Origin of the sequence: Pseudomonas chlororaphis (assembly GCF_001921865.1) — a bacterium.
In the GTDB taxonomy this organism is placed as follows: domain Bacteria; phylum Pseudomonadota; class Gammaproteobacteria; order Pseudomonadales; family Pseudomonadaceae; genus Aquipseudomonas; species Aquipseudomonas chlororaphis_D.
This window is the reverse complement of the sequence record NZ_MSCT01000014.1, coordinates 123323-135541: the sequence shown is the minus strand read 5'-3', so window position 1 is coordinate 135541 and position 12219 is coordinate 123323. Positions and strand designations below refer to the sequence as shown.

Here is a 12219-nt window from a genome sequence, read left to right as displayed (position 1 = left end):
GGTCCGTGGGCTCAGCGCGATGCCTGGCCGAGTTGTGCGCGTGGGGCGTTGAAGCTCTTGTCGAAGCCGCTGGAAACGTCGATGGCTTTGCCGAGCAGGCCTTCCTCGCGGTAGATGTCCGCGGTGGCCTGCAGGCCGGCGATGACCCGGTCGTCGATGGCCACCGGCTCGATGTGCGTGGCCCTGGCCACTGCCAGGTGCACCTCCAGCGGCAGGCCGGTGACCCGTGCCAGGGCCGCGGCGTATGCCTCGGGGTGGGCGTTGGTCCAGCGGTAGGCGCGGTCGATGCGGGCGACGAAGTCGTCGAGCTGCGCGCGTTTCTCGGTGATGGCCTGGCGGGTGGCGGCCAGGTACAGGTGGTTGCTCAGCAGGTGGTCGCCGCTGACCAGCACCTTGGCCTGGCTCTGGGTGGTGGCGATGGTGGTGTAGGGGTCCCAGGTCGCCCAGGCGTCGGCGGTGCCGTTGTCCAGCAGCAGGCGCGACTCGCTGGGCAGCAGGTAGATGAATTGCACGTCACCGGTGCTCAGGCCGACCTCGCGCAGGGCCTTGATCGCCAGGAAATGGCCGATGGAGCCGCGGGTGGTGACGATGCGCTTGCCCTTGAGGTCGCGGGCGTCGTTCAGGGGCGACTCCCTGGGCGCGAGGATCGCCGTGGTGTAGCGCCCCTGGGCATGCACGATGCTGACCACCTTGAGCGGCGCGCCGGCGCCGAGGGCGAACACATAGGGCGCGTCGCCCAGGCCGCCGACATCCACGGCGCCGGCATTCAGCGCCTCGCCCAGGGGCGCGGCGGCGGGGAATTCGGAGAACTGGATCGGGTAGGGCACATTCTCGAGTTCGCCGGAAACCTCCAGCAGGACCTTGAGCGTGGACTTCTGGTTGGCCACCCGCAGCGGTTGCAGGTCGGCGGCCTGGGCGGCGGCAGTCAGGGTGACGGCCAGGGTGGCGGCGAGGCTCAGCAAGAGCGTCAACAGCGGGTGGCGGGGCAGGGTAAGGCGCATGACGGCAGGCTCCAGGCGGTGTCGTGGTTTCGGGGTGCCTCCGCCTGGAGAAAGGGGTCGGTCCGGGTGTCGCTTCGGGTGGCTCGCGTGCCGGTCGGGCCCGCGAGCTTTTTTAGATCGGTGGTTTCAGATCCCGGGTTTCAGATCCCAGGTTTCAAATCACCTGGAAACCATGGGTGCCGTCGCGGGCCAACTGGTCCACCAGGCCGAACTCCCAATCCAGGTAGGCCTGCATCGCCTCATGGGGGTTGTCGGTGCCCTCGTAGGGCCGGCGGTAACGGTCGATGCGCGGCGAGGCCAGGCGGCTTTCGCCGGTTTCCAGCGGCAGCTGCGCGTCGATCCAGCCGGCGGTGCCGTTGTGCAGCAGGAACACCGCCTGGCCGGTCAGGGCCTCGACCTCGGCGACCGCCAGCCGCGCCAGCTGGCTGCTGCCGCAGGTCAGCACGTAGCGCTGGGCCGGCGGCACCTGGGCCAGGGCGTCGGCCAGTTGCCCGCGCAAGGCCCACCAGGCCCCCGGAATATGACGCTTGACGTAGTTGGCGCTGCTGGTGAAATCCAGCACCGCGGTGTCGCCATGTTCCAGCCAGTCGGCCAGGGTCCCGGCGTCGATGACTTCGGCCTGGCGCGGCGCGGGCACCGGCGCCTGCCAGGGGCCTCGTTCGCTGAAATCTCCAGGCGCCAGGTCGTCGAGGACGTGCACCTGCCACCCCAGCTGCGCGAGCCAGGAGGCCGACATATTGGCGCGCACGCCGTCGTCGTCCACCAGCACCAGGCGCGCGCCGCGCACGCTGGCGAAGTGATCGGTTTCCTGCACCAGCTGGCCGCCGGGGGTCGAGCGCGCGGCGGGCAGGTGGCCGGCTTCGTATTCTTCCGGGCTGCGCACATCGAACAGGTAGGTGCTGCGGCTCGCGTCCTGTTGCCAGCGTTGCAGGTCGGCGAGGCTGGCGCGGCCGACCCGGGCCTTGTCGGCCACCCGGCGGGCGTCGACGGCGGCGATCAGCCGGCTGGCTTCGCCGACAGGCGCGAAGCGCCGCGACTGGCCGTGTTCCAGGGCTTGCCCGGCCAGGGTCCAGCCGATGGTGCCGTTGCGCAGGGCCGCCACCGGGTTGGCGATGCCGGCGTTGATCAGCGACTGGGTGCCGATGATGCTGCGGGTGCGCCCGGCGCAGTTGACGACGATCCGCGTGGTCGGGTCCGGCGCCAGCTCGCGGGCGCGCAGCACCAGCTCCGCCCCCGGCACGCTGATCCCGGTGGGAATGCTCATGGTCTGGTATTCGTCGAAGCGCCGGGCATCGAGCACCACCACATCGGCCTTGGACGCGAGCAGCGCCTGGACTTCCTGCGCCGCCAGGGACGGCGTATGGCGCTGGCTTTCCACCAGTTCGCCGAAGGCCTTGCTCGGCACGTTGACGTCGATGAACAGCTCGCCGCCGGCGCGGCGCCAGCCCTCCAGGCCGCCTTCGAGCAGGCTGACGCGGGTATAGCCCAGCTCGCGCAGGCGCTGCGCCGCGCGTTGTGCCAGGCCTTCGCCGTTGTCGTAGACGGTGACCTGGGTATCGCGCCGGGGAATCCGCGAATAGACCTCCAGCTCCAGCTTCGACAGCGGGATATTGGCGGCGAACAGCGGATGCCCCTGGGCGAAGGGCGCTTCTTCGCGCACATCGACCAGGGCCAGCTCTTCACGGTCCAGCAGCGCCTGGCGGATCTCGGTATAGGCGCGGGTCGATGCAGTGCTCATAGGGCTTGGCTCTCTTTGGACAGGTCCCAGATATTGGGCAGGAAGGCGTTGGAATAACCGGAGATGAACAGTTTTTCGCTGCCGTCGTCCTGGTACACCGCGCGGCGTACCGCGCCGATGTTGGCGCCGTACACGTGGATGCTGATCGACACCCGGTCGTCGAAGGCATTGCTGACCTGATGGATATCGCCGACCCGCGGCGACACGGCCTCGACCTGGCCGGGGCGCAGTTCGATCCGCGGGCCGGCGGCGCGCAGCTCATCGTCGTGGCGCTGGAAACCCTGGGAATACTCGGCGCCGCGCAACATGCCGATCAGCCCCCAGACCCGGTGGTCGTGGATCGGCGTGCTTTGCCCCGGGCCCCAGACGAAACTGACCACACTGAAGCGCTGCCGCGAATCGGCGTGCAGCAGGTATTGCTGGTAGCGCTCGGGGTCGGGCCGGGCGAAGTCCTCGGGCAGCCAGTCGTCATGGCTGACCAGTTGCGCCAGCAGCTGGCCGCCGCGGTGCAGCAGGTCGCCTTCGCGGGGGTTGCCGTCGAGCAACTCCGCCAGGGCGCCTATGAAGGCTCTGAGTCGCTCCGGGTGTCGGGCCTGGGTCATGGCGGTTCCATCGTCGTGGGGAAAAGTTGGTTTGATGATTTAAGCATAATGATTTTTCTTAATATGCTATTTTTTTATGATTAGGTTATATCCGAAAGGAATTTAGAACCCTTGTGAATAGTGTTAGACGTTATCGATAGATGCGCCGGGCTATCCAGATATTCACAATGGAATTATGCTTTTCAAACATCTTGTCGACTGTTCTCTATGTGCGGGCCAAATGAAAATTGACGATATCGACGCTTTCGTCGAAGTGATTCGCTGCCAGTCCATCAGCCATGCCGCCGAGACCCTGCAACTGACCCAGCCGGCGATCACGCGGCGCGTGCAGAACTTCGAGCAGGCCCTGGGCGTGGAGTTGTTCGACCGCAATACCAAGCCGCTCAAGCCCACGCTGATCGGCACGCGGGTGTACGAGCAGTGCCGGCTGATCCTGCGGGAAATGGATGCCCTGCGCGAGCTGGTGGCCACTGACGCGCCGCCCACCGGGCTGTTGCGCCTGGGCGTGCCGCAAACCATCGGCGACGTGGTGCTGCTCGACGCCCTCAAGCACCTGCGCGTCGAATACCCCGAGTTGCGCGCCCAGGTGGCCACGGGCTGGGGCAGCCAGCTGGTGGGCAAGATCGAGCGCGGCGAACTGGACGCGGCGGCGGCGCTGTTCCCGGCCGGCAAGATCTTCCCGGACAACATCGTCGGCGAGTCGATCGGCAAGATGGAGCTGGTGGTGGTCTGCGCCAAGGCGCAGTTGCCCAAGCGCCCGTGCAAGCTGGCCGACGTCTACCAGAACGGCTGGATTCTCAACCCCGACGGCTGCGGTTTCCGCGCCGGGTTGCAACGCACCCTGTCGGACCAGGGCCTGGCGCTGCGGGTCAACCTGGAAACCTTCGGCACCGAATTGCAACTGGGTCTGGTCGCCGACGGCCTGGGGCTGGGCCTGGTGCCGCGGCCGTTGCTCGAGCGCAGCGTGCACCGCGAACAGCTGGCGGCGATGCCGCTCAAGGACTTCAAGCCGGTGATGGACCTGTGGCTGATCTACCCGCATTTCCTCGGCAACCTGCAAGGGCCGGTGGACGCCTTCGGCAAGCTGGTCGCCGGTTCGTTGCAGAAGATCAAGAGCGCTGCCTGAGGGCAAAAGGGGTAAGGCTTAACATGAAAAAATATAATAATTAGCTTAGATTAAAATGTGCTTTTTATTATGTTTGGCCTTCCCCTAGGCTTGCCGGAGATTCTCTACGAGCCTCCAGGAAGCCTAGCCATGAGCAGCGTCAGCCCGTTGTCCAGCGTCTCGAAGAATGTCCGCCAGCGCGTCAGCCCCGAAGAGTGGGAGGTGCGGGTGAAACTGGCCGCGGCCTATCGGCTGGCGGCGCTGTTCAAGTGGACCGACCACATCTACACGCATTTTTCCGCACGGGTGCCGGGGCCCGACGAGCACTTCCTGATCAATGCCTTCGGTTTGCTGTTCGACGAAATCAGCGCCTCCAACCTGGTCAAGGTCGACATCGACGGCACCATCGTCGACGACCCCACGGGCCTGGGCATCAACTACGCCGGCTACGTGATCCACAGCGCCATCCACGGCGCCCGGCCCGACCTGCACGCGGTGCTGCACACCCACACTCGCGACGGCATTGCCGTGTCCGCCCAGCGCGACGGCTTGTTGCCGATCTCCCAGCACGCCATCGGCTTTTCCGGGCGAGTGGCTTACCACGGCTATGAAGGCGTGGCCCTGGACCTGGACGAGCGCGAGCGGTTGGTGGCCGACCTGGGAGACAAGAGCGTATTGATCCTGCGCAACCACGGCCTGCTGACCGCGGGCATCAGCGTCGAGCACGCGTTCCAGCAACTGCACGGCCTGGAGCGCGCTTGCAACATCCAGATCGCCGCCCAGGCGGCGGGCAATGCCGAGTTGATCTTCCCGCCGCGCGAGGTGGTGGCCAAGGTCGAGAAACAGGCCGAAGTCTTCAGCCAAGGCGACGGCCCCGGCGTCGTGCGGCACTGGGACGCGCTGATCCGCCAGCTGGAACGGAGCGATACGGGCTATAAGGACTGACGGCCCGAAGCGCGATTTGCCAGGCCTGCCCTCGCGGCTGCTGCGCAGCCGTACGCAGCCTGCGGCAGCGGCTACAGGGCGGTGCCAAGTCGCAGCCCTGACGCAAAACCCGTAGCCGCTGCCGAGCCTCGGCGAGGCTGCGTACGAGCGCGCAGCGCTCGCTCAAGCAGGCGCCGCCGAGGGTCGGTGACGGCGCTACCGTTCAGGCCACTTTTTCCGCCGCCTGGCGTTCGCGCTCGGCGACGAGTTGCCGGGTCAGGGGGATCAGGCGTTTGCCGTAGTCGATGGCGTCGTCGAGCGGGTCGAAGCCGCGGATCAGGAAGGTGGTGATGCCCAGGTCGTAATAGTCGAGCAGGGCCTCGGCCACCTGTTCCGGGGTGCCCACCAGGGCGGTGGAATTGCCTTGGGCGCCGAGCAGGCCGGCGATCCCGGTCCATAGCCGCTTGTCCAGGCGCGAGCCCTGGGCCGCGGCGGCCAGCAGGCGGCGCGAGCCTTCGTTGGGCGGTTCGCGGCGCACGAAACCGCTCTGTTCGGCCAGGGCCGTGGCCTGTTGCAGGATACGTTCGGCGCGTGCCCAGGCCTGTTCCTCGGTGTCCGCCAGGATCGGCCGCAACGACAGGCTGAAGCGGATGCTGCGCCCATGCCTGGCCGCTTCGGCGCGCACCTGGGTCACCACGTCGCGCACCTGCTCCAGGGTTTCGCCCCACAGCGCGTAGACGTCCGCGTGCTTGCCCGCCACCGCGATAGCCGCCGCGGAGGAGCCGCCGAAATACAACGGGATATGCGGCTGTTGCGGCGAGCGCACCGCCGAGTGCGCGCCCTCGACCTGGTAGTAGCTGCCGTGATAGTCGAAAGGTTGTTCACTGGCCCATTCCTGGCGCAGCACGTCGAGGTATTCGTCGGTGCGGGCGTAGCGTTCGTCCTTGCCGATATGGCTGCCGTCGGCCCGCAGTTCGCGGTCGTCGCCGCCGGTGATGATGTGCACCGCCGTGCGCCCGCCGTTGAACACATCGAGGGTGGCGAACTGGCGCGCGGCCAGGGTCGGCGCAGCGAAGCCCGGGCGGTGGGCGATCAGGAACTGCAGCTTTTTCGTCACGCTGGCGGCGTGGGCGGCGATCAAGGTGCTGTCCGGGCTGGTGGAATGGAAGGCTACCAGCGCGCGGTCGAAGCCGGCTTCTTCATGGGCGCGGGCGACCTGTTCCACGTATTCGGGTTGCAGGACAGGGCCGCTGCGGGGTTGGATCTCCGACGACTGATGGCCGCCGATATAGCCGATGAATTCGATACTCATGGTGGATTCCTTTAGGGGGTAAGCCGCTCTGACAAGCCTCCACCGGGCAGGGGGTCGGTCCGTGGCATCGAAAGTAGGCGCAGCGGGGCGGGCTGTGAAATGCCGTTTTGTTCTAAGTTAATTATTAAATTAACTGATTATTTAAATATCTATTTATCAGCAATGCGCATTTTTAAGTAAACCATGGCCACACCTCTCGAAGGGCCCGGTTCGATCGGCTTTACTATGCAAATTATTTATCAGCTCAACGTTCTATCTGATTTTTAATCATATTAGGTTATTCCCAAAAAGAATTTCACTGGCTTTTTTTATGCGAATAGCATGAATCCAAAGGGGCGGCATGACGCCTCCCGCCCGGTCCTCGATGAGGAAGGAAGCCCGATGAGCGAAAAGACCTTCGATCCGCCGAGCGCCAGCAGTTCGTTTTCCGTGGACAAGGCCGCTCGTCCCGGCACTGCCGGCTCGGGGGCGTCGCGGCTGATCCCCGACTGGTTGCGCACTTGGCGCACCCCCGACGTCCTGTTGCGCCTGCTCAGCCCGATCGTGCTGCTGTTGCTGTGGGAACTGGCCTCGCGCTGGGGGCTGATTCCGCAGCGGGTGATCGCCGCGCCGTCGCAGATCGGGGGCACGCTGTGGGCCATGATCGCCTCGGGCGAGCTGGGCCGGCACCTGCTGGTTTCGTTGCAGCGGGCGCTGGTGGGGCTGAGCATCGGCGTCAGCCTCGGGGTGGTCGCGGCCCTGATCAGCGGCCTGTCGAAACGCGGCGAGGTGGTGCTCGATTCGCCGATGCAGATGCTGCGCACCATCCCTTCGCTGGCCCTGGTGCCGCTGTTCATCCTCTGGTTCGGCATCGGCGAGTTCACCAAGATCGCCCTGATCGTCACCGGCACCACCTTCCCGGTGTACCTGAACCTGTTCGCCGGCATCCGCAACATCGACCCCAAGCTGATCGAGGCCGCCAACACCCTGGGCCTGAGCCGCCGCGAGCTGATCTGGCACGTGATCCTGCCGGGCTCGCTGCCGTCGTTTTTCGTCGGCCTGCGCTACTCCCTGGGGATCTCCTGGCTGGCCCTGGTGTTCGTCGAGCAGATCAACACCACGGCCGGCATCGGCTACCTGGCCAGCGACGCGCGCGACTTCATGCGCACCGACGTGATCGTGATCTGCCTGTTGATCTACAGCGTCCTCGGCCTGTTGATCGACGGGCTGATCCGCACCCTGGAACGTTTTGCCCTGGCCTGGCGCCCATCTTTCGTGAGGAACTGATATGTCGAGCATCGAGCGTGTGAACGCCCCTGAACCCGCGCCCGTGCAACTGCGCAACGTGGTGCGCCAGTTCGGCGAGCAGCGGGTGATCGACGGCCTGGACCTGGACATCGCGCCGGGGGAATTCGTCGCGCTGCTGGGCGCCAGCGGTTCGGGCAAGACCACCTTGCTGCGCAGCCTGGCCGGGCTCGACAGCATCGACAGCGGCCAGTTGCGGGTGCCCAAGGCCCGGGCGGCGGTGTTCCAGGAGCCGCGGCTGATGCCCTGGAAACGCGCCTGGAAGAACGTGATTCTCGGCCTGCGCATCCCCAACGCCCGCGCCCGCGCGGTGCAGGCCCTGACCGAAGTGGGCCTGGCCCATCGGCTCGAAGCCTACCCGGCGACCCTCTCGGGCGGCGAAGCCCAGCGGGTGGCGCTGGCCCGCGGCCTGGTGCGCGAGCCCAAGCTGCTGTTACTCGACGAACCCTTCGCCGCGCTGGATGCCCTGACCCGGATCCGCATGCACCGGCTGATCATCGACCTGTGGCGCAAACACACCCCGGCGGTGCTGCTGGTGACCCACGACGTGGACGAAGCCATCCTCCTGGCCGACCGGGTCATCGTGCTGGCCAACGGCAGGATCGCCGAGCAACTGAGCATCGACCTGCCGCGCGCGCGCGATACCGGCCAGGAAGGTTTCCAGGCGATCCGCGCGCGCCTGTTGCGGCTGTTGGGCGTGGAAGCGACGGAGCCCGCGGTGCAGGCCAGCGGTACTGTGCGCCAGGTGGCCGGCGACAGCGTCCGGCGTTTTGCCCACGCCTGAGCCGCCGGGCGCGTGGCACGTTGTCCCAGGTGCTTGGGGCCCGCACATAAACGTTGCGCGGGCGCGAAGAAAGCAGGATGTTTGGCGCGCGCCTGTCGTTGCCCTCGGCAACGACAGGCCAGCAACGTTGGAGTGGGCAATCGCCTGCGCCGGCTTTCGACCTGAATCACAGGAGAGTGAGGGATGACGTCCTTTAGCATTCGCCCGCTGCACAGCGCCGACACCGAAGCCTTGCTGGCGTTCGAGGTGCGTAATCGCCAGTGGTTCGAGTCGCAGATCGACGCGCGTGCCCCTGGGTTTTATTCGCCACAGGGGGTCGCCGAGCATATTGAGACGTACCTGGCCGGTTTCGCCGCCGGCACCTGGCACCCGCTGGTGATCGAGGATTCGCAGGGGAATATCGTCGGCCGGGCCAACTTGAAAGACATCGACCCGCAGCAGCGCTGCGCCGAGGTCGGCTACCGGATCGACCAGCAGGCGTGCGGGCAGGGGCTCGCGACCCTGGCGCTGCAACAGCTGATCCACGAGGCGCGGCTGCGCTGGGCGCTGAGCCACTTGGTGGCTTACGTCTACGAGGACAATATCGGCTCGAAAAAAGTCCTGGTGCGCTGCGGCTTCTCGCCCTCCTGCAACCACAGCCAGGGCCCTGAAAGCGGCTTCGTGCTGGCGCTCTAGATCGCCCCCAGCGCTGGACGGCGCGGGCGGATTGGCGAGCGCCGCGCCGGGGCTTCGGTCGCAAATATTTGAAATGCTCGGCATTGCCCGACAGAATCGCGCCCCGATCCGGCCGTAGGCGCTGGACGTTCGTAACAAAAGGGGCGGCCGTTGAACCAACAGACATTATCCATACGCCTGGAGCGCGTGGCGGCGCAGGTGCCGGCCGGCGCGCGCCTGGCCGATATCGGCTCGGATCACGGTTACCTGCCGGTGGCCTTGCTGCGCCGTGGTGCCATCGCCGCCGCGGTGGCCGGCGAGGTGGCGTTGACGCCGTTCCACGCGGCCGAACGCAGCGTGCGCGACAGCGGCCTGGAACACTCCATCAGCGTGCGTTTGGCCGACGGCCTGGCGGCGATCGAGCCGGCGGACGGCATCACCGCGGTCAGCCTGTGCGGCATGGGCGGCGAGACGATTCGCGACATCCTCGACAGCGGCAAAGCCTATCTGCGCGGCGATGAGCGCCTGATCCTGCAACCCAACGGCGGCGAGCAGCCGCTGCGCCAATGGCTGATGGACCACGGCTACCGCATCCTCTTCGAGGACGTGCTGCGGGAAAACCGCTTCTATTACGAAATCATCGTCGCCGAGCGCGCCGGGCAGGTGAGTTATACCGACCAGGAGCTGTACTTCGGCCCGTTGCAGATGCAGGCCCGCAGCCCGGTCTTCCTGGCCAAGTGGCAGCGCCTGCTGCGCCTCAAGCAGAAGACCCTGGGCCAGTTCGCGCGGATGGGGCAGGCGGTGCCCGAACAGAAGGCCCGAGACCTCGCCCGCCAGGTCGAGTGGATCGTCGAACTGCTGGCGTGAAGTTACGCGGGCCTAGCTTCGCGGTTCGGCCACCAGCAACAACGATTGCGGCACGGGGCTTTGCGGGTGCTGCGGCTCTTGCAGGGCGGCCAGCCGGAAGCCCGCCATGTCCAGGGCATTCAGCCAGCTGGAGAGGGTCCGCATGTACCACGGCATGGGCTGCCACTGGCCCTTGAACCCGGCGAACGTTTCTTCGCGCCAGCCGTCCTGATAGTCGCCCGCTGCCGCGGCCCAGGGGTGCAGCGTCTGGATCGTCAGCGCGCCGCCGGGGGCGAGCAGGGCGTGCAGGGCCGCCAGCAACGGGATGATGTCCTGGTGCAGCAGGGCGAAGTTGGCGCAGATCAGGTCGTAGCCGCGGCCGATGTCGACCCGGGCCTCGACCAGTTGCTCATAGCTGGCCAGGTGCACCGGCGCGGAGCCCGCCGCCCGCGCCGCCTCGACCAGCGTCGCGTCGCCGTCCACGCCGACCGCCTCGATGCCCCGCTGGGCCAGGGCCCGCAGCAGCCAGCCCTCGCCGCAGCCGAGGTCGAGCACGCGTTCGGGTTGACGGCTCAGCGCCGCCAGGAGAATGGCCTGGTCGGTGACCTCGACGCGGCTGGCGATGGCGCCGCCGCGGACCGCGTCGATCCAGGCCTGGGCGTTGTGTTGCCAGCTGTGCAGCAGAGCGGATTCGGGAGTGGGCATGTCGAGGTCCAGGGTGGTGGCTGAGCGGAGCGGCAAGGCGCGTCGGGCTGACGTTAGCAGACGGCAACCGGTACCTGAATGGTGGCTTTAGTGACCGTGGCGGAAGTTGTCAAATGAACATTTTATGATTGTGAAAAATGAAGATTTCTTTCGGATAAGTCTGATATCTGTTGTAGGAATGGCCAGTCAAAATCCTTCGCTCGAATAATTATATTTTCGGTTTAGGGGGCTTCTATTGAACGCGTGCAGACTCAGTAGGTTGGCGGTATTCCTTATCATTCCAGGCGGCATGTTTCCTCAAATCTCAGCCGCTGCCCTTGCTGACGTCTGCCGCCCCGTGGGCTCCTCTGTCGTCAGCGTTCCCTTGCCGGCCACGATCACCGCGCAACGGGATCTTGCCGTTGGTGGGGTACTGGCTTCCGTCGAAGTCAAAGCCGCGATGAGTTGCAACAATATTTTCTTTCCGACCGGGTGGAGCGCTCAATACTTCAAGTCGCCTTCCAATGTGGCGGTGGGTCTTAGTCGGGAGACGTTTTTGACGGGGGTCAACGGAGTCGGTTTGAGATGGACCCTGGCGGAGCCCAATGGGGGGCGTTATTCGCTCAGCAATACGGGCCTCAACAACTCAACCCCTGTGACTGAGTTTGGTTTTCCGTATCTGGGCGGGACGCGCTATTACACTCTCCAGCACACGTTCGAGTTGATCAAGTTGGGGGATATTGCCGGGGGGAGTTTCCGGTTTCCGAACTTCTCGGTCATGACCCGCCCCAGCTCTGCTTTGGGTGGGCTCTACGATCAGACCCTGAACAGTTTCTCGTTTTCAACGGTCCAGGTCGCGGTCGCGTCGTGCTCCCTGGTCAAGAACAGCATCCTGGTCAAGATGGGGCGTGTCGATATCGGTGCTTTTCGCGGTGCGGGAAGCAGTACGCCGGAGAAAGGGTTTTCCATCGACCTGCGTTGCGATGCCGGGGCGAGGGTCAACCTGACGCTCGACAATACCTCCCAGGTCAGCGGCTATCCGGGCACCATCAGATTGACGTCTTCCGGACAGTCGGCCAGGGGCGTGGGCATCCAGATCCTGGATGCTTCCAAGGCCAGCCCTACGCCCATGCCCCTGGGCCAGCGCCAGGCATTGGGGACGGCGGAAAACGGCGTCAATTCGATAAAGCTGGCGGCCCGTTATATCCAGATCGGCAGCAACGTCTCCGGCGGCAAGGCCGATGGCTCGCTGACCTTTATCCTCAATTATCTTTGAAGCGTCCGA

At 65.7% G+C, this 12219-nt stretch carries 12 protein-coding genes; 7 read left to right on the top strand and 5 right to left on the bottom strand.

What is annotated here, in order from left to right:
- Nucleotides 1–11: 11 nt before the first annotated feature.
- The 3 genes from BTN82_RS17205 to BTN82_RS17195 all read right to left on the bottom strand — a co-directional run bounded on the left by BTN82_RS17205 (nt 12) and on the right by BTN82_RS17195 (nt 3341).
- A complete protein-coding gene (locus tag BTN82_RS17205) occupies nt 12–1001 on the bottom strand; it encodes an ABC transporter substrate-binding protein (protein WP_075120323.1) in 990 nt (329 codons plus the stop codon).
- 154 nt (nt 1002–1155) lie between these two features.
- Nucleotides 1156–2739 (bottom strand): rhodanese-related sulfurtransferase, encoded by a 1584-nt coding sequence (locus BTN82_RS17200; RefSeq protein ID WP_075120322.1) that lies wholly within the window; start codon nt 2737–2739, stop codon nt 1156–1158.
- A complete protein-coding gene (locus BTN82_RS17195; protein WP_075120321.1) occupies nt 2736–3341 on the bottom strand; it encodes a cysteine dioxygenase in 606 nt (201 codons plus the stop codon). Before BTN82_RS17195 ends, BTN82_RS17200 begins: the two co-directional genes overlap by 4 nt.
- Nucleotides 3342–3561: 220 nt before the next feature.
- Between BTN82_RS17195 and BTN82_RS17190 the strand changes: the two genes are divergently transcribed.
- Nucleotides 3562–4467 carry a LysR family transcriptional regulator gene (locus tag BTN82_RS17190; protein ID WP_075120320.1) on the top strand — a complete coding sequence of 302 codons (906 nt, stop codon included), beginning with the start codon at nt 3562–3564 and terminating at the stop codon, nt 4465–4467.
- Between the two features lie 129 nt (nt 4468–4596).
- Nucleotides 4597–5391 carry a class II aldolase/adducin family protein gene (locus tag BTN82_RS17185; RefSeq protein ID WP_075120319.1) on the top strand — a complete coding sequence of 265 codons (795 nt, stop codon included), beginning with the start codon at nt 4597–4599 and terminating at the stop codon, nt 5389–5391.
- A 202-nt stretch (nt 5392–5593) separates the two neighbouring features.
- Here the strand turns inward: BTN82_RS17185 and BTN82_RS17180 are convergent, their stop codons facing one another.
- A complete protein-coding gene (locus BTN82_RS17180) occupies nt 5594–6682 on the bottom strand; it encodes an LLM class flavin-dependent oxidoreductase (protein ID WP_075120318.1) in 1089 nt (362 codons plus the stop codon).
- 381 nt (nt 6683–7063) lie between these two features.
- Between BTN82_RS17180 and BTN82_RS17175 the strand changes: the two genes are divergently transcribed.
- The 4 genes from BTN82_RS17175 (at nt 7064) to BTN82_RS17160 (ending at nt 10271) form a co-directional block, all read left to right on the top strand.
- On the top strand, nt 7064–7948 hold the full coding sequence (locus tag BTN82_RS17175; protein WP_075120317.1) for an ABC transporter permease: 885 nt from the start codon (nt 7064–7066) through the stop codon (nt 7946–7948).
- Between the two features lies 1 nt (nt 7949).
- Nucleotides 7950–8750: an ABC transporter ATP-binding protein gene (locus BTN82_RS17170; protein WP_075120316.1), complete on the top strand. Its 801-nt coding sequence runs from the start codon at nt 7950–7952 to the stop codon at nt 8748–8750.
- Between the two features lie 183 nt (nt 8751–8933).
- Complete coding sequence (locus BTN82_RS17165; protein WP_075120315.1) at nt 8934–9425, top strand: GNAT family N-acetyltransferase; 492 nt, start codon at nt 8934–8936, stop codon at nt 9423–9425.
- A 150-nt stretch (nt 9426–9575) separates the two neighbouring features.
- Complete coding sequence (locus BTN82_RS17160) at nt 9576–10271, top strand: tRNA (adenine(22)-N(1))-methyltransferase (RefSeq protein WP_075120314.1); 696 nt, start codon at nt 9576–9578, stop codon at nt 10269–10271.
- Between the two features lie 12 nt (nt 10272–10283).
- On the opposite strand, the gene BTN82_RS17155 is transcribed toward BTN82_RS17160, so the two are convergent.
- Nucleotides 10284–10955 (bottom strand): class I SAM-dependent methyltransferase, encoded by a 672-nt coding sequence (locus tag BTN82_RS17155; RefSeq protein ID WP_075120313.1) that lies wholly within the window; start codon nt 10953–10955, stop codon nt 10284–10286.
- 289 nt (nt 10956–11244) lie between these two features.
- On the opposite strand from BTN82_RS17155, the gene BTN82_RS17150 reads away from it, so the two are divergent.
- Nucleotides 11245–12210 carry a fimbrial protein gene (locus tag BTN82_RS17150; RefSeq protein ID WP_075120378.1) on the top strand — a complete coding sequence of 322 codons (966 nt, stop codon included), beginning with the start codon at nt 11245–11247 and terminating at the stop codon, nt 12208–12210.
- Nucleotides 12211–12219 lie beyond the last annotated feature (9 nt).

Coding starts and splice junctions, on each gene's coding strand:
- BTN82_RS17185 (WP_075120319.1), top strand. CDS start 4,597: ATGAGCAGCGTCAGCCCGTTGTCCAGCGTCTCGAAGAATGTCCGCCAG.
- BTN82_RS17165 (WP_075120315.1), top strand. CDS start 8,934: ATGACGTCCTTTAGCATTCGCCCGCTGCACAGCGCCGACACCGAAGCC.
- BTN82_RS17180 (WP_075120318.1), bottom strand. CDS start 6,682: ATGAGTATCGAATTCATCGGCTATATCGGCGGCCATCAGTCGTCGGAG.
- BTN82_RS17205 (WP_075120323.1), bottom strand. CDS start 1,001: ATGCGCCTTACCCTGCCCCGCCACCCGCTGTTGACGCTCTTGCTGAGC.
- BTN82_RS17155 (WP_075120313.1), bottom strand. CDS start 10,955: ATGCCCACTCCCGAATCCGCTCTGCTGCACAGCTGGCAACACAACGCC.
- BTN82_RS17200 (WP_075120322.1), bottom strand. CDS start 2,739: ATGAGCACTGCATCGACCCGCGCCTATACCGAGATCCGCCAGGCGCTG.
- BTN82_RS17170 (WP_075120316.1), top strand. CDS start 7,950: ATGTCGAGCATCGAGCGTGTGAACGCCCCTGAACCCGCGCCCGTGCAA.
- BTN82_RS17195 (WP_075120321.1), bottom strand. CDS start 3,341: ATGACCCAGGCCCGACACCCGGAGCGACTCAGAGCCTTCATAGGCGCC.
- BTN82_RS17150 (WP_075120378.1), top strand. CDS start 11,245: ATGTTTCCTCAAATCTCAGCCGCTGCCCTTGCTGACGTCTGCCGCCCC.
- BTN82_RS17175 (WP_075120317.1), top strand. CDS start 7,064: ATGAGCGAAAAGACCTTCGATCCGCCGAGCGCCAGCAGTTCGTTTTCC.
- BTN82_RS17190 (WP_075120320.1), top strand. CDS start 3,562: ATGAAAATTGACGATATCGACGCTTTCGTCGAAGTGATTCGCTGCCAG.